15 protein-coding genes are annotated in these 15,581 nt (G+C 73.0%); 14 read left to right on the plus strand and 1 reads right to left on the minus strand.

All coding sequences use genetic code 11. The features are described from left to right. The first annotated feature begins 83 nt into the window (after positions 1-83). The 3 genes from BMY40_RS22045 to prcA all read left to right on the plus strand — a co-directional run bounded on the left by BMY40_RS22045 (position 84) and on the right by prcA (position 2,066). Positions 84-302 (plus strand): ubiquitin-like protein Pup, encoded by a 219-nt coding sequence (locus tag BMY40_RS22045; protein WP_093662349.1) that lies wholly within the window; start codon positions 84-86, stop codon positions 300-302. Positions 303-427: 125 nt separating this feature from the next. Then, a complete protein-coding gene (gene prcB, locus BMY40_RS22050) occupies positions 428-1,273 on the plus strand; it encodes a proteasome subunit beta (protein ID WP_093662351.1) in 846 nt (281 codons plus the stop codon). A 22-nt stretch (positions 1,274-1,295) separates the two neighbouring features. Beyond that, a complete protein-coding gene (gene prcA, locus BMY40_RS22055; RefSeq protein ID WP_093662353.1) occupies positions 1,296-2,066 on the plus strand; it encodes a proteasome subunit alpha in 771 nt (256 codons plus the stop codon). 53 nt (positions 2,067-2,119) lie between these two features. Here the strand turns inward: prcA and BMY40_RS22060 are convergent, their stop codons facing one another. Then, positions 2,120-3,238, minus strand: coding sequence for a LacI family DNA-binding transcriptional regulator (locus BMY40_RS22060; RefSeq protein WP_245770246.1), 1,119 nt, complete (start codon positions 3,236-3,238; stop codon positions 2,120-2,122). Positions 3,239-3,402: 164 nt separating this feature from the next. Here BMY40_RS22060 and BMY40_RS22065 point away from each other — a divergent pair, with 164 nt between their 5' ends. The 11 genes from BMY40_RS22065 to BMY40_RS22115 all read left to right on the plus strand — a co-directional run bounded on the left by BMY40_RS22065 (position 3,403) and on the right by BMY40_RS22115 (position 15,509). Then, a complete protein-coding gene (locus BMY40_RS22065; protein ID WP_093662357.1) occupies positions 3,403-4,698 on the plus strand; it encodes an MFS transporter in 1,296 nt (431 codons plus the stop codon). 9 nt (positions 4,699-4,707) lie between these two features. Further along, entirely contained in the window at positions 4,708-6,069 is a 1,362-nt protein-coding gene (pafA, locus tag BMY40_RS22070; RefSeq protein WP_093662359.1) for a Pup--protein ligase, read from the plus strand. A gap of 163 nt (positions 6,070-6,232) precedes the next feature. Beyond that, entirely contained in the window at positions 6,233-7,243 is a 1,011-nt protein-coding gene (locus tag BMY40_RS22075) for an FKBP-type peptidyl-prolyl cis-trans isomerase (protein ID WP_093662361.1), read from the plus strand. A gap of 79 nt (positions 7,244-7,322) precedes the next feature. Continuing rightward, the gene (locus BMY40_RS22080) at positions 7,323-7,694 is read left to right on the plus strand and encodes an FKBP-type peptidyl-prolyl cis-trans isomerase (protein WP_093662363.1); all 372 of its coding nucleotides are present in this window, start codon (positions 7,323-7,325) and stop codon (positions 7,692-7,694) included. Positions 7,695-7,808: 114 nt separating this feature from the next. After that, entirely contained in the window at positions 7,809-8,792 is a 984-nt protein-coding gene (locus BMY40_RS22085; RefSeq protein ID WP_093662365.1) for a helix-turn-helix transcriptional regulator, read from the plus strand. A 100-nt stretch (positions 8,793-8,892) separates the two neighbouring features. Beyond that, the gene (locus tag BMY40_RS22090) at positions 8,893-9,855 is read left to right on the plus strand and encodes a helix-turn-helix transcriptional regulator (RefSeq protein ID WP_093662367.1); all 963 of its coding nucleotides are present in this window, start codon (positions 8,893-8,895) and stop codon (positions 9,853-9,855) included. A gap of 73 nt (positions 9,856-9,928) precedes the next feature. Next, positions 9,929-10,126, plus strand: coding sequence for a hypothetical protein (locus tag BMY40_RS22095; RefSeq protein WP_093662369.1), 198 nt, complete (start codon positions 9,929-9,931; stop codon positions 10,124-10,126). A 269-nt stretch (positions 10,127-10,395) separates the two neighbouring features. Continuing rightward, a complete protein-coding gene (tatA, locus tag BMY40_RS22100; RefSeq protein ID WP_093662371.1) occupies positions 10,396-10,677 on the plus strand; it encodes a Sec-independent protein translocase subunit TatA in 282 nt (93 codons plus the stop codon). Between the two features lie 136 nt (positions 10,678-10,813). Beyond that, on the plus strand, positions 10,814-11,722 hold the full coding sequence (gene tatC, locus BMY40_RS22105; RefSeq protein ID WP_425443153.1) for a twin-arginine translocase subunit TatC: 909 nt from the start codon (positions 10,814-10,816) through the stop codon (positions 11,720-11,722). A 17-nt stretch (positions 11,723-11,739) separates the two neighbouring features. Beyond that, positions 11,740-12,657 carry a diacylglycerol kinase gene (locus tag BMY40_RS22110; protein WP_093662375.1) on the plus strand — a complete coding sequence of 306 codons (918 nt, stop codon included), beginning with the start codon at positions 11,740-11,742 and terminating at the stop codon, positions 12,655-12,657. 44 nt (positions 12,658-12,701) lie between these two features. Continuing rightward, positions 12,702-15,509 (plus strand): DEAD/DEAH box helicase, encoded by a 2,808-nt coding sequence (locus BMY40_RS22115; protein WP_093662377.1) that lies wholly within the window; start codon positions 12,702-12,704, stop codon positions 15,507-15,509. The last annotated feature ends 72 nt before the right edge of the window (positions 15,510-15,581 follow it).

The following is a 15,581-nucleotide window of genomic DNA, read 5'->3' on the forward strand; positions in this document are numbered from 1 at the left end:
CGCCACCGGCATGAGAAGAGCCGATGTCAGGCCCGGCTTGTAGGGTCTGATCTTGTACCGTCCAACCGAGCGGGGTGAGGTATATGGCGACCAAGGACACCGGCGGCGGTCAGCAGAAGGCGGCACGCTCCACCGAGGAGGTCGACGAGCAGGCGCAGGACGCGCAGGTCTCGGAGGACCTCAAGGAGCGCCAGGAGGCGCTGTCGGACGAGGTGGACTCCGTGCTGGACGAGATCGACGACGTGCTGGAGGAGAACGCCGAGGACTTCGTGCGCTCCTTCGTGCAGAAGGGCGGGGAGTAGGGCGTGCCCGTCCGTCCCGCACCCCCGCGACGGCGGGGGTGCGGGACGGATGACATCCGCCGCCACGGGTAAGGTCCGTGCAGGATTCTCAAGATCCGGTCTCACGATCTGGTGGAAGGAAACGTGTGGAAGCCAACACCCGTAGCACAGGGCGTCTGCCTGCTGCCTTCCTGACGCCGGGCTCGTCCTCGTTCATGGACTTCCTGTCCGAGCACGCGCCCGAGCAGCTCCCCGGCAACCGCCCGCTCCCGCCCGTGAAGGGCGCCGTCGAGGCGCCGCACGGCACGACGATCGTCGCGGTCACCTTCCCCGGCGGCGTGGTGCTGGCCGGCGACCGGCGCGCGACGATGGGCAACATGATCGCCCAGCGCGACATCGAGAAGGTCTTCCCGGCCGACGAGTACAGCGCCGTCGGCATCGCCGGGACCGCCGGACTCGCCGTGGAGATGGTCAGGCTCTTCCAGCTGGAGCTGGAGCACTTCGAGAAGGTCGAGGGCGCCCAGCTGTCCCTGGAGGGCAAGGCCAACCGCCTGTCCACGATGATCCGCGGCAATCTCGGCATGGCCATGCAGGGGCTGGCGGTGATCCCGCTGTTCGCCGGTTACGACGTGGGCCGGGACAGGGGCCGCATCTTCTCCTACGACGTGACCGGCGGGCGCTCCGAGGAGCAGGGCTTCGCGGCGGTCGGCTCCGGCTCGGTCTTCGCACGCGGTTCGCTCAAGAAGCTGCACCGCGACGACCTCAGCGAGCAGCAGGCGGCCACGGTCGTCGTCCAGGCCCTCTACGACGCCGCCGACGACGACTCCGCCACCGGCGGCCCCGACCTGGTGCGCCGGATCTACCCCGTCGTCACGGTGATCACCGAGGACGGCTTCCGCAGGCTCACCGAGGAGGAGGTCGCCGAGATCGCCCGCTCGGTGCACGACGGCCGGCTCCAGTCGCCCAACGGGCCCCAGGCCCCTGTGCTCTAGATCAGGAAGGGACCGATAGCCGGTGTCGACGCCGTTCTATGTCTCACCCCAGCAGGCCATGGCCGACCGCGCCGAGTACGCCCGCAAGGGCATCGCGCGCGGTCGCAGCGTGGTCGTGTTGCAGTACGCCGACGGCATCGTGTTCGTCGCCGAGAACCCCTCTCGGGCACTGCACAAGGTCAGCGAGATCTACGACCGGATCGCCTTCGCGGCGGTGGGCAAGTACAACGAGTTCGAGAACCTGCGCATCGGCGGTGTCCGCTACGCCGACCTGCGCGGCTACACCTACGCCCGCACGGACGTCACCGCGCGGGGCCTGGCCAACGTCTACGCCCAGACCCTGGGCACCATCTTCTCCAGCGCGGCGGAGAAGCCGTACGAGGTGGAGCTGATCGTCGCCGAGGTCGGGGAGGGCCCCGAGGACGACCAGATCTACCGGCTGCCGCACGACGGCTCGATCGTCGACGAGCACGGCTCGGTGGCGGTCGGCGGCAACTCCGACCAGATCGGCAGCTACCTCGAACAGCGCCACCGGGACGGGATGGCCCTGGCCGAGGCCCTCAAACTGGCGGTGGGCTCCCTGAGCCGGGACAGCAACGGCGGCGAGCGCAGCCTCACCGCCGACCAGCTCGAGGTCGCCGTCCTGGACCGCACCAGGCCCCAGCAGCGCAAGTTCAAGCGGGTGCTCGGCCGGCAGCTCTCCCGGCTGCTGGAGGAGGGCGGTACCTCCGCGTCCGCGGGGGAGACGTCCGACGGAGACTCCTCGGGGGAGTCCTCCGCCTCCGAGGAGTAGCCCCCCACACCCCCGCTCGCCCCCGTCGACCGTCCCGTGGGCCCCGGCCGCGCTCAGTGCCCGCCGGGGCCCACGGGCGCGTCCGGGGGCGGGGCGGTGGAGCCCCGCACGGTCAGCCGCACCGGCAGGGTGGTCACCCTGGCGGCGGCTCCGGAGCCGCCGGCCTCCCGCGTCCGGCCGTCCAGCACGGCACCTTCCTCCCGGCCGTCCAGCACGGCGCCTTCCTCCCGGCCGTCCAGCACGGCCAGCAGAGCCCGCATTCCGGCCGCCCCCGCGTCCTCGGCGGGCAGCCGTACCGTCGTCAGCTCCGGCTCGACCGCCCGGGCGAGCGCCAGATCGTCGAAGCCGGTCACCGAGACGTCCTCCGGCACCCGCAGCCCCAGCCGCCGCACGGCCTTGCACGCACCCGCGGCGAGCACGTCGTCGTCGCACACCAGCGCGGTCGGCCGGGGGACCGCCGCCAGTGCCTGTGCGGCGGCACGCGTCCCGGCGGCCACGTCCAGGCCGGCCGCCCAGGTCGGCGGCGGCGGGCAGCCGGCCCCGGCCAGAGCCTCGGCCAGTGCCGCGGCCCGCACCCGGAAGGTCCAGGAGTCCACCGCCGCGGCGATGTGGGCCACCCGGCGGTGGCCCAGTCCCGTCAGATGCGCCACCGCCTGCCGCATGCCGTCGGCGATGTCGAGGTTGACGGTGGCCGCCGCCTGGGTGTTCTCCGGCCCGCTGTCGAGCATCACCAGGGGCAGCTCGCCGCCGGAGCGCAGGGCCGCCAGCGCCTCGGAGGCCATCGAGGAGGCGATCACGCCGTCGAGGGCGGCCCCGGCGGAGTCGAAGGGGTCCCGGGCCGGGCCGACGCCCTCCGGCGAGGGGTAGAGCACCACCCCGAAGCCGTGCTCGGCGGCCACCCGCGCGGCGCCCGCGTGGACCCGGGCGAAGAACTCGTTGGTGAGCGCCGGGACGACCAGCAGCGCGGTCCGGGTGCGTCCCAGCCGCAGGCTGCGCGCGGCCAGGTTCGGCCGGTAGCCCAGCTCCCGTGCCGCCTCCCGCACCGCCTCGGCCTTGCCCGGCGAGACCCGGCCGCGCCACTTGCCGCCCAGCACCAGGGAGACGGCCGCCTGCGAGACCCCGGCGGCACGCGCCACGTCCCGGCTCGTGGGCCGGGGGCGGTCGATGGGCACTGGCTGGCTCCCGGAGCGGACGGACGGTACGGGCGGTACGGGCGGGCAGGGCGGCGCCCGGGGCCGGCATGGACCGGGGGGCTGACTCATGGTACGTATGACGGAGCAGGTTATACGTAACACTCTCAGGCCGCCGGAGGAGTCCGGGGAAGAGGAGACGATCCATGGCGACGGGCTACGCCGAACTGCTGCGCGCCAGGCACGCCGTGCGGCTGCTCGCGGGCACCCTGGTCGGCCGGCTGCCGAACGCCACCGCCGCCCTGGCGATCGTGCTGTTCACCCGCGCGGAAGGCGGCAGCTACACCCTGGCGGGCGCGCTGTCGGCCGTCTACGGGCTGTCCAACGCCGTCGGCCAGCCGCTGCTGGGCCGTGCGGTGGACCTGTGGGGCCAGCCGAGGGTGATGCTGCCCGCCGCGCTGCTCTCCGGTCTGGGCATGGCCGCCCTCGCCCTCACCGGCATCGAGCCGCTGCCCGTCGCCTACGCGGCGGTGGCCGTCGCCGGCCTGTTCACCCCGCCTCTGGAGGGCGGCCTGCGCGCCCTGTGGCCGTCCGTCCTGAAGCACCCCGACCGGGTGCACGCCGCCTACGCGCTGGACGCGGTGGCCCAGGAGGTCATGTTCACCCTGGGACCGCTGGCCGTCACGGTGCTGGTGGCCCTCTGGAGCGAGGCCGCGGCCCTGCTGGTGATCAACGCCCTGGGGGTGCTCGGCGCCCTGTCCGTGGTCGTCTCGCCGCCCTCCCGCCGCTGGCGCTCCGAGCCGCGCGAGGCGCACTGGCTGGGCGCCCTGCGCTCCGGCGGCCTGCTCGCCCTGCTGGGCTCGTTCTTCTTCGTCGGCCTCGCCCTGGGGACGATCGCCGTGGCCGCGGTCGCCTACGCCGACGGCCACGGCGACGAACTGATCTCCAGCTATCTGCTCTCGGCGCTGGGCGCCGGCGCGCTGGTCGGCGGCCTGGCCTACGGAGCCCGGACCTGGGCGGGGGAGCCCGAGACCCGGCTGCGGGCCCTGGTGGCCGCCCTGGCGGCCGGCTACCTGCCGCTGGCGCTGGCGCCGGGCCCCGTGGCGATGACCTTCCTGGCCGGGGTCGCGGGGCTCTTCCTGGCCCCCGCGCTGGCCTGCGCCTTCGTGGTGGTGGACCGGCACGCGCCGCCGGGCACGGTCACGGAGGCGTTCTCCTGGCTGGTGACGTCCTTCGGCGTCGGAGCCGCGGCGGGGACGGCCGTGGTGGGCCCGGTCATCGAGTGGGGCGGGGCTCCGGCGGGCTTCCTCGTCGCCGGTGCGGGCGGCCTGGCCGCGCTGCTGGTCCTGCTGGCCACCGGGCGGGTCCTGGCGGCTCCCGCCCGGTTCCCGGCCCCGGTCCGCACCCCTTCCCACCCCCCGTCCCCCGATGCCGTCGCCCGGATGGAAAGTGATCGGAACGGGGGCGCCGGAGCCGGTTTCAAAACCGGGCATCAGGCGTAAAGTTCATTCATGGACCGCCGAATCTTCGGGCTGGAGAACGAGTACGGCGTCACGTGTACGTTTCGGGGACAGCGGCGCCTGTCTCCTGACGAAGTGGCGCGGTACCTCTTCCGCCGTGTCGTGTCATGGGGCCGCAGCAGCAACGTCTTCCTCCGCAACGGCGCCCGCCTCTACCTCGACGTGGGATCGCATCCGGAGTACGCCACTCCGGAGTGCGACGACGTGACCGAGCTGGTCACCCACGACAAGGCCGGCGAGCGCATCCTCGAAGGACTCCTCGTCGACGCCGAGCGACGCCTCCACGAGGAGGGCATCGCGGGCGACGTCTACCTGTTCAAGAACAACACCGACTCGGCGGGCAACTCGTACGGCTGCCACGAGAACTACCTCGTGGCCCGGCACGGGGAGTTCTCGCGCCTGGCGGACGTCCTCATCCCGTTCCTGGTGACCCGGCAGCTCGTCTGCGGCGCCGGCAAGGTGCTCCAGACCCCGCGCGGCGCGGTCTACTGCGTCAGCCAGCGCGCCGAGCACATCTGGGAGGGCGTCAGCTCGGCCACCACCCGGTCCCGGCCGATCATCAACACCCGCGACGAGCCGCACGCCGACGCCGAGCGCTACCGCCGCCTCCACGTCATCGTCGGCGACTCCAACATGTCCGAGACGACCATGCTGCTCAAGGTCGGCGCCACCGATCTGGTGCTGCGCATGATCGAGGCCGGCACGGTCATGCGCGACCTCACCCTGGAGAACCCGATCCGGGCGATCCGCGAGGTCAGCCACGACATCACCGGCCGGCGCAAGGTCCGGCTGGCCAACGGGCGCGAGGCCTCCGCGCTGGAGGTGCAGCAGGAGTACTACGAGAAGGCCGCCGACTTCTGCGAGCGCCGGGGCATCCGCACGGGCGTGGTGGACCAGGTGCTGGAGCTGTGGGGCCGCACCCTGGAGGCGGTCCGCACCCAGGAGCTCGACAAGGTCAACACCGAGATCGACTGGGTGATGAAGTACCAGCTCATCGAGCGCTACCGGGCCAAGAACAACATCACCATGTCCCACCCCCGGATCGCCCAGATAGACCTCGCCTACCACGACATCCACCGCCGCCGCGGGCTGTACTACCTGCTGGAGCGGAAGGGGCAGGCGGCCCGGATCTGCAACGACGTCAAGATCTTCGAGGGCAAGTCCGTGCCGCCGCAGACCACCCGCGCCCGGCTGCGCGGCGACTTCATCCGCCGGGCCCAGGAGCAGCGCCGCGACTTCACGGTGGACTGGGTGCACCTGAAGCTGAACGACCAGGCCCAGCGCACGGTGCTGTGCAAGGACCCGTTCCGTTCGGTGGACGAGCGCGTGGAGAAGCTCATCGCCGGTATGTGAGCCCGGCGGCAGGCGCGCCCGGGGCCGTGGCACACCGGCACGGTCCCGGGGCCGGGAACGAAATCGGTCCTTCCGCGAGTTGTGGGAGGTGGGCCGGGCGGCCCGTAGAGTGACCGGACACGCCCGGAACGCCCGGACACCTCCTACACCACGAGTTGGACTGATGCTGCAATCTCGAGGGGGACGCCCCCCACACCCCCGCCCCCTGGCGAAGGTCGGCCGCCGCGTCGCCGCGGCCCTGGTCGTGCCCGCCATGCTCTTCACCGCGGCGTGCGGCTCCGACGGGTCCGACGGCTCCTCCGAGGCCGCCACGAAGGTCTCCGGCAAGGTCGGCGAGGAGCCCAAGGTCACCGTCGCCGAGGACGCCGAGGCCCCCGACGAGGCCGCCACGCGGACGGTCACCGAGGGCAAGGGCGACAAGCTCGCCGAGGGCGACTTCGTCCGCATCGACATCCTGATGACCAGCAACGGCCAGGAGCTGATCAACACCTGGAAGCAGCAGCCCGAGGGCGCCTCCGCGGGCGACGCCCGCCGCCAGGAGGTCCTCCGTCTCGGTGAGGCGCAGGGGCTTCCCGAGCCGGTCACCCGGTCCCTGATCGGCGAGCGGGCCGGCAGCCGCGTCCTGATCGAGGGCACCGCCGAGGCGATCATGGGCGACTCGATCAACCCGCAGCTGGGGATCGACGGGGGCGACAGCATGGTCTGGGTGATCGACGCCGTCGCCTCCGCCAAGACCGACGCCAAGGCCGAGGCCGAGGGCGAGCAGGCGGCCACCGGCGAGGGCATGCCCGAGGTGAAGGCCAACGAGCAGAAGGCCGCCACCATCACCGTCCCCAAGGGCGAGAAGGCTCCCGGGAAGCTGAAGCAGCAGGTGCTGATCGAGGGCGACGGGCCCGAGGTGGAGGCCGGCGACGGCCTGATCGCCCAGTACACCGGGGTCAAGTGGGAGGACGGGAAGAAGTTCGACTCCTCCTGGGACCACGGCGGCGCCACCGCCTTCCAGATCGGCACCGGCAAGGTCGTCAAGGGCTGGGACGACGCCCTGGTCGGCAAGAACGTCGGGGACCGCGTCCTCCTGGTCATCCCGCCGGACCTCGCCTACGGGAGCAACCCGCAGTCGGAGCTGGCCGAGAACACGCTGGTGTTCGTCGTGGACATCGTCGGCAAGGTCTGACGATCTCCGACGGCGGCGGCCCGCCGGGTCTGCGAGACTGGCCCGGTTGACCGATGGAAAAGTTCGTAGGAGCAATTTCGTGAGCATCGACAAGCCCGAGATCGACTTCCCGGGCGGCGAGCCCCCGGCCGACCTGGAGATCAAGGACATCTGGGAGGGCGACGGACCGGTCGCCAAGGCCGGCGACACCGTCTCCGTGCACTACGTGGGCGTCGCCTTCTCCACCGGTGAGGAGTTCGACGCGAGCTGGAACCGCGGCACCCCGCTGCGCTTCCAGCTCGGCGTCGGCCAGGTCATCTCCGGCTGGGACCAGGGCGTGCAGGGCATGAAGGTCGGCGGGCGCCGCCAGCTGATCATCCCGCCCCACATGGCGTACGGCGACCGGGGCGCCGGCGGCCGGATCAAGCCGGGCGAGACGCTCATCTTCGTCTGCGACCTGGTCTCCGTCTGAGACCGTCGGAACACCGGCCCGGGCCCCCGCCGCACGGCGGGGGCCCGGGCTTTGTACCGGGCCCGTCCGGAGCGGTACGGTCGACGGTCGGGACAAGTACGAGAGAGGGCGTCGATGGCCATTGCCAAGGCCGAGCGGCTGATGAATCTGGCGCTGTGCCTGCTGGGGACGCGGCGCCCGCTGACCAAGCGCGAGCTGCGGGCGTCGATCGAGGCGTACCTGGAGGTCGGCGGGGGTTCGGGCAGGGGCGGCGAGGACGCCTTCAACCGGATGTTCGAGCGTGACAAGGACGATCTGCGCGAGCTCGGCCTGGTGATCGAGACGGTGGAGAACCTGGAGGGCGAGATCGCCTACCAGGCCCGCCGCGACAGCAACCGCCTCCCGCCCGTCGCCCTGGACGCCGAGGAGGCCGCCGCCCTCACCCTGGCCGCCAAGGTCTGGCAGCAGGCCCGGCTGGCCGGGGCCGCCAGCGGCGCCCTGCAGAAGCTGCGCGCCGCCGGGATGCCGCTGGCCGACACCGGCGCGGACGACCCGTACGGCGGCCACAGCGCCCTGGAGCCGCGCATCCCCGTGCGCGAGGCCGCCTTCGAACCGCTGATGCTCGCCTGCCGCGACCGGCGCCCGGTCACCTTCGCCTACCGCAAGTCCAACGCCGCCCGCCCCGAGACCCGGCACGTGGAGCCGTGGACGCTGGAGTGCTGGCGCGGCCACTGGTACCTGGCGGGCCACGACCGCGACCGGGGCGCCGAGCGGGTCTTCCGGCTCTCGCGCATCACCGGGCCGGTGCGCTCCCGCGCCGGGGCCTACACCGCCGAGGTGCCCGACCACGTCACCGTCCGCGAGACCGTCGAGCGCTGGGCCGGGGAGATCGCCACCGCCACCGCCCGCATCCGGCTGCGGCAGGGGGCCGGCTACCCGCTGCGGGCCAGGGCCTCGGAGGTGCGCGACGCCGGGGACGGCTGGGACGAACTGGAGATCCCCTACGGCCACGGGCTGGACGCCTGGCTGGTGGAGTTCGGGCCGGACGTGGTCGTGCTGGAACCCGCCGAGCTGCGGGCCGACGTGGTGGACCGGCTGCGCGCCGTCGCCAAGGGATGACGGGCCCCGCCAGGGGCCGACGGGCCCCAAGCAGGACCGCACAGGTCCGCACGGGGCCGGCAAGGGCTTGAGGGAACGCGAGGGAAGAGGCACCACCGACATGGCCACCAACGCCATCGACCAGACCCGCCGGATGCTGTCCCTGGTGACGTATCTGCGCGAGCGGCCCGGCGCCCGCGTCGAGGACGTCGCCCGCGCCTTCGGCATCACCACCGACGAGCTGATCTCCGACCTCCACGTCCTGCCGATGTGCGGCACCAGCTTCCGCGGCGGGGACCTGCTGGACATCGACACCGACGGCGAGCGCATCTGGTGGCACAACGCCGACGCGGTGGGCTCCAGCACCGGCGAGCCGCTGCGGCTGGCCGCCGACGAGGCCACCGCCCTGCTGGTGGCCGCGCGGGCCGTCGCCACCCTGCCGGGACTGCGCGAGAGCGACCGCGAGGCACTCCAGCGCGCCACCGCCAAGATCGAGGCGGCGGCGGGCGAGAGCGCCGGGGCCAGCTCCCGGCTGTCGGTCACCTTCGAGTCCGAGGGCGGGGTCTTCGCGGACGTCGACCGGGCCATCGCCGAGCGCCGCAGGCTGTGGATCCGCTACTACTCGCCGACGCGCGACACCCTGACCGAGCGCGAGATCGACCCGATCCGGCTGTTCGCCGTCGGCCACACCTACGTCGAGGCCTGGTGCCGCCTGTCCGAGGCGCACCGCACCTTCCGGCTGGACCGGGTGGCCGAGATCAGGCTGCTGGACGAGCCCTCCGACCCTCCGCCGGTGGAGCTGCGCGACCTGTCCGAAGGGCTGGTCCAGCCCTCCGCCGAGGATCCGCAGGTGGTGATCGAGGTGGGGCCGGGCGGGCGCTGGGTCGCCGAGTACTACCCGCACGACAGCGCCGAGGAACTGCCCGAGGGCGGTCTGCGCATCACCCTGCGCGCCCCCGACCCGGCCTCCCTGCGCCGCCTGGCCCTGCGGCTGGGCCGCGACGGCCGGATCGTCTCCCCGCGGGAACTGGCCGACAGCGCCCGGGACGCGGCGCGGGCGGCGCTGGCGGCGTACGGCGACTGAGCACCGGCCCGGCCCTGGCCCGCCCGGCCGGGGCCTCCCCGCTCCGGTCGCGGCCGTCCACTACGCTCGCCCCATGCTCTGGCCCATGTTCTTCCTCACGCTCGCCTTCTGCGGAATCGCCGTGCTCGGCGTCCTCGCCGTCCGGGTGGGACTGGAGGCGCGGCGCTTCGCCCGCGCGGTCGGCGACGGCTGCGAGCGCGTGGCCAGGGCCGCGGAGGATCTGGAGCGGGCCGCGACCCCCCTGGCCGCACGGGCGCGCGTCGAGCGATGAACCGGGCACAGGCGGGTGCAGGGGGGTACGGGCGGGGTGCCCCGAGGCGGCCGCCGGGCGTCGCCCCCTCCATGTCCGGAGCCCGGGGCGGTACCCTTCAAGACGGCGTACGCGCTGCGCCCGTGACCGGCACCGGGATGACGCGGAGGCATTGCCCCGCGTTCACCCCCCGGGGTTACGATCGCTGCCAGCGCACCAGTACGAGGAAGCCCGTCCGAATCAGTAGGGCAGGCACGGAGACCGCCGCCCCGGCGAGAAGGTAGTGGCACATGATCGGCAACCTGAGGCCCATGGAGATCGTACTGATCCTCCTCGTCGTCCTGCTGCTGTTCGGCGCCAAGAAGCTCCCCGACATGGCCCGTTCGCTCGGCAAGTCGGCCCGCATCCTCAAGAGCGAGGCCAAGGCCATGAAGAAGGAGAGCGAGAACGAGGCCGCCCAGCAGGACACCTCCGCCCAGCAGGCCGCGCCCAAGACCATCCAGGCCGCGCCCGGCGACGTCACCAGCTCCCGCCCGGTGAACGAGCCCGGCCAGCAGACCACCAAGAACTGATCCGGACCCAGGCCCGGTGACGGGCCCGGTGCCGCCCGAGCCCAGACACCCGGCACACCGCCACTGACACCGAGGACGTGGGTTGCTCAAGTCCGCCCGCAGACAGGGGAAGCCGCAGAGGGATCCCGAGGGGCGCATGCCACTCGCGGAGCACCTGCGGGAGCTGCGCAACCGCCTGATGAAGTCGGTGCTGGCCATCCTGGCCGTCACCGTCGTCGGGCTGGTGTACTACAAGCAGATCGCCGACTTCCTCACCGAGCCGCTCCGCGACGCCGTCGGCTGCACCGCGGGCTTCGGCCGGGCCGCCGAGAAGGGCGAGGCCTGTGCCGAGATCACCATCAGCGGTGTGATCGCGCCCTTCACCCTCATGCTCAAGGTGGGGCTCACCACCGGCATGGTGCTGGCCTGCCCGGTCTGGCTCTACCAGCTGTGGGCCTTCCTCGCCCCCGGCCTGCACAGCCACGAGAAGAAGTACGCCCGCTCCTTCGTCGCGGCCGGCGTGCCGCTCTTCCTCGGCGGCGCCTACCTCGCCTACATCGTCCTGCCGACGATGGCCGCCACCCTGATCGAGTTCACCCCCGAGGGAACCGGCAACCTCGTCCCGCTGGACGAGCTCCTCGACATCATCACGCGGATGGTGATCGTCTTCGGACTCGCCTTCGAGCTGCCCCTGGTGCTGGTGATGCTGAACTTCGGCGGCGTCCTCACCGGCCGCAGGCTGCTGGGCTGGTGGCGGGCCATGGTCGTCTCCATCACCCTCTTCGCCGCCGTCGCCACCCCCAGCGGCGACCCGCTGACCATGGGCGCACTGGCCGCGCCGATCGTGCTGCTGTACTTCCTCGCCGTCGGGATCTCCCTGTTCAACGACCGCCGCCGCAGCCGCAAGGACCCCTACGCCGGGCTGAGCGACGACGAGGCGTCCCCGCTCGACCACACCCCGGAGAAGGTCGGCGCGATCGAGCCCGTCGACGCCCCCTCCGCACTGCCCGAGAGCACCACCGAGGACGGCCCGGCCAGGCGCAACGGTTACGACGACGCCACCTGAGCCGGTATGGTCCGCGCGTGACCAGCGAGATCACCCTGTTCGTCAACCCCACCGCCGGCCACGGCCGCGGTGCGGGAGCCGCCCAGCCCGCCGCACGCGCCCTGCGTGAGGCGGGCTTCTCGGTGCGCACGGTCGTCGGCGCGGACGCCGACGACGCGCTCACCCGGGCGCGGCAGGCCGTGCGCGGCGGCACCGGCGCGCTGGTCGCCGTCGGCGGGGACGGCATGGCCTCCCTCGCCCTCCAGGCGGTGGCGGGCACCGACACACCGCTGGGCGTCGTCGCGGTCGGCACCGGCAACGACATCGCCCGCGCCCTGGGCCTGCCCGTCCGCGACCCGGCCGGGGCGGGACGGGTGATCGCGCGGACGCTCAAGGAGGGGCGGAGCCGGCGCATCGACCTCGGCCGGGTCGGCGGACGCTGGTACGGCAGCGTGCTGGCCTCCGGTTTCGACTCCCGCGTCAACGACCGCGCCAACCGCATGCGCCGGCCCACCGGGCGCCTGCGCTACGACGTGGCGATGCTCGCCGAACTGGCCGGGCTGCGGACGGTCCCGTACCGCGTCACGCTCGACGACGGCCCGCCACTGGAGGTCGACGCGACGCTGGTCGCCGTCGGCAACGGTCCCTCCTACGGAGGAGGCATGCGGATCTGCGCGGACGCCCGCCTCGACGACGGCCTGCTGGACGTCACGGTGGTGGGGGAGTGCACCCGCGCCACCCTGCTGCGGGTCTTCCCGCGCGTCTACCGCGGCACCCACCTCTCCCACCCCGCCGTCACCGTGCACCGGGCGGCGAAGGTGACCCTGGAGGCCGCCACGCCCGGGGAGGCGGTGACCGGCTACGCCGACGGCGAGCCGCTGGGACCGCTGCCGCTCGCGGTCGAGGCGGTTCCGGGGGCGGTACGGGTGCTGGCGCCGGAGCCCGCCGGGCCGTAAAGACCGGTGTTCTGTCGGCGACGGCCGGTAGGCTCGTAAGTACGATGACCGAGGACATGTCCCCAGCAGAGCGCTATGCCGCCGCCCGGGTCCGCGCCGCCGAGCAGGCCACCGCTCTGGCTCCCTTCCGCCAGATGTACGACTTCGAACTGGACCCGTTCCAGATCGAGGCGTGCAGGGCACTGGAGGCCGGCAAGGGCGTGCTGGTCGCCGCGCCCACCGGATCCGGCAAGACGATCGTGGGCGAGTTCGCCGTCCACCTGGCCCTCGCCCGGGGCCGCAAGTGCTTCTACACCACGCCCATCAAGGCGCTGTCCAACCAGAAGTACAACGACCTGGTCAAGCGCCACGGCGCGCAGAGGGTCGGCCTGCTGACGGGCGACAACAGCATCAACTCCGACGCACCGGTGATCGTGATGACCACCGAGGTCCTGCGGAACATGCTCTACGCCGGCTCGCAGGCGCTCGCGGGCCTGGGCTACGTGGTGATGGACGAGGTGCACTACCTCTCCGACCGGTTCCGCGGCGCGGTCTGGGAGGAGGTCATCATCCACCTCCCCGAGTCGGTGACGCTGGTGTCCCTGTCGGCGACCGTCTCCAACGCCGAGGAGTTCGGGGACTGGCTGGACACCGTCCGCGGCGACACCGAGGTGATCGTCTCCGAGCACCGGCCCGTGCCGCTGTGGCAGCACGTGCTGGCCGGGCGGCGGATGTACGACCTGTTCGAGGAGAAGAACGGCCGGCGCGAGGTCAACCCGGACCTGCTCCGTATGGCCCAGCTGGAGAACAGCCGCCTGCCCGCCTTCCGCGACCGGCGCCGGGGCAAGCCGGTGCGCGAGGCCGACCGGGAGCGCGAGCGGCGCCAGCGCAGCCGGATCTGGACGCCCAGCCGGCCCGAGGTGATCGACCAGCTCGACTCCCAGGGACTGCTCCCGGCGATCACCTTCATCTTCAGCCGCGCCGGCTGCGAGGCGGCCGTACAGCAGTGCCTGTACGCCGGGCTGCGGCTGAACGACGCCGGGGAACGGGCGCGGGTGCGCGAGCTGGTGGAGGAGCGCACCGCCTCCATCCCCGACGAGGACCTGCACGTACTGGGCTACTTCGAGTGGCTGGAGGGCCTGGAGCGGGGCATCGCCGCGCACCACGCGGGCATGCTGCCGACCTTCAAGGAGGTCGTGGAGGAGCTGTTCGTCCGCGGCCTGGTCAAGGCCGTCTTCGCCACCGAGACCCTCGCCCTGGGCATCAACATGCCCGCCCGGTCGGTGGTGCTGGAGAAGCTGGTCAAGTGGAACGGCGAGCAGCACGTCGACATCACCCCCGGCGAGTACACCCAGCTCACCGGACGCGCCGGACGGCGCGGCATCGACATCGAGGGCCACGCGGTGGTGCTGTGGCAGCGCGGCATGGACCCGGGCGCCCTGGCCGGGCTCGCCGGCACCCGCACCTACCCGCTGCGCTCCTCCTTCCGCCCGTCGTACAACATGGCGGTCAACCTGGTCTCGCAGTTCGGACGGCACCGCTCGCGCGAACTGCTGGAGACGTCCTTCGCGCAGTTCCAGGCCGACCGCGCGGTCGTCGGCATCTCCCGGAGGGTCCAGCGCAACGAGGAGGGCCTGGAGGGCTACCGCGAGGCGATGACCTGCCACCTGGGGGACTTCGAGGAGTACGCGCGGCTGCGGCGCGAGCTGAAGGACCGTGAGACCGAACTGGCCCGCCAGGGCGCTCTCCAGCGGCGCGCGGCCGCGGCCGACTCGCTGGAGAAGCTGCGGCCGGGCGACGTGATCCACGTGCCCACCGGCAAGTTCGCCGGTCTGGCGCTCGTACTGGACCCGGGCGTCCCGGCCGGGCGCAGCCACGGCCACCGCGGCTGGGACCACCACGACGGCCCCCGCCCGCTGGTGCTGACCGCCGCCAGGCAGGTCAAGCGGCTGGCCTCGATGGACTTCCCCGTGCCCGTCGAGCCGCTGGAGCGGATGCGGATCCCCAAGTCGTTCAACCCGCGCAGCCCGCAGTCCCGCCGGGACCTGGCCTCCGCGCTGCGCACCAAGGCCGGCCACCACGAGCCGGGGCACACCCGCCGCAGGCAGCGCTCGGAGGCCGCGGACGACACCGAGATCGCACGGCTGCGCAAGGCCATCCGCGCCCACCCCTGCCACGGCTGCGACGAGCGCGAGGCGCACGCCCGCTGGGCGGAGCGCTACCACCGCCTCAAGCGCGACACCCGGCAACTGGAACGCCGCATCGAGGGCCGCACCAACACCATCGCCCGCACCTTCGACCGCGTCTACGCGCTCCTGTCCGACCTGGGCTATCTGCGCGGCGACGAGGTGACCGACGACGGCAGGCGGCTGGCCCGGCTCTACGGAGAGCTGGACCTGCTGGCGAGCGAGTGCCTGCGCGAGGGCGTCTGGGAGGGCCTGTCCCCGACCGAACTGGCCGCCTGCGCCTCGGCCCTGGTGTACGAGGCGCGCTCCTCCGACGACGCACTGCAGCCGGTGCTGCCCGGAGGGAAGGCCAAGGAGGCGCTGGGCGAGATGGTCCGCATCTGGGGCCGGCTGGACGCCCTGGAGGAGGAGCACCGGATCAACCAGTCCGAGGGCGTGGGCCAGCGCGAGCCCGACCTCGGCTTCGCCTGGGCCGCCTACCGCTGGGCGGAGGGCGACAGCCTGGACTCGGTGCTGCGGGAGGCCGAGATGCCCGCCGGCGACTTCGTGCGCTGGTGCAAGCAACTGGTCGACGTGCTCGGCCAGATCGCCGCGGCGGCGCCCGAGGGCGGCACGGTGGCGCGCAACGCCCGCAAGGCGTCCGAGAAGGTGCTGCGCGGCGTGGTGGCGTACACCTCCGTCGGCTGACGCGCCGGCGCGGGTAGCTGCAGCGGGAGCACGCTCCGGCCCGGCGGGCGGCACCGCCGCGTGCCGGGCCGG

It is taken from the genome of Streptomyces radiopugnans (assembly GCF_900110735.1).
Classification (GTDB): domain Bacteria; phylum Actinomycetota; class Actinomycetes; order Streptomycetales; family Streptomycetaceae; genus Streptomyces; species Streptomyces radiopugnans.

What these genes read in the sequence shown, in the direction of transcription:
- BMY40_RS22045 (WP_093662349.1), top strand. Translation starts at nt 84, where the DNA reads ATGGCGACCAAGGACACCGGCGGCGGTCAGCAGAAGGCGGCACGCTCC.
- BMY40_RS22065 (WP_093662357.1), top strand. Translation starts at nt 3,403, where the DNA reads ATGGCGACGGGCTACGCCGAACTGCTGCGCGCCAGGCACGCCGTGCGG.
- pafA (WP_093662359.1), top strand. Translation starts at nt 4,708, where the DNA reads ATGGACCGCCGAATCTTCGGGCTGGAGAACGAGTACGGCGTCACGTGT.
- BMY40_RS22075 (WP_093662361.1), top strand. Translation starts at nt 6,233, where the DNA reads ATGCTGCAATCTCGAGGGGGACGCCCCCCACACCCCCGCCCCCTGGCG.
- BMY40_RS22085 (WP_093662365.1), top strand. Translation starts at nt 7,809, where the DNA reads ATGGCCATTGCCAAGGCCGAGCGGCTGATGAATCTGGCGCTGTGCCTG.
- BMY40_RS22090 (WP_093662367.1), top strand. Translation starts at nt 8,893, where the DNA reads ATGGCCACCAACGCCATCGACCAGACCCGCCGGATGCTGTCCCTGGTG.
- BMY40_RS22095 (WP_093662369.1), top strand. Translation starts at nt 9,929, where the DNA reads ATGCTCTGGCCCATGTTCTTCCTCACGCTCGCCTTCTGCGGAATCGCC.
- tatA (WP_093662371.1), top strand. Translation starts at nt 10,396, where the DNA reads ATGATCGGCAACCTGAGGCCCATGGAGATCGTACTGATCCTCCTCGTC.
- tatC (WP_425443153.1), top strand. Translation starts at nt 10,814, where the DNA reads ATGCCACTCGCGGAGCACCTGCGGGAGCTGCGCAACCGCCTGATGAAG.
- BMY40_RS22115 (WP_093662377.1), top strand. Translation starts at nt 12,702, where the DNA reads ATGACCGAGGACATGTCCCCAGCAGAGCGCTATGCCGCCGCCCGGGTC.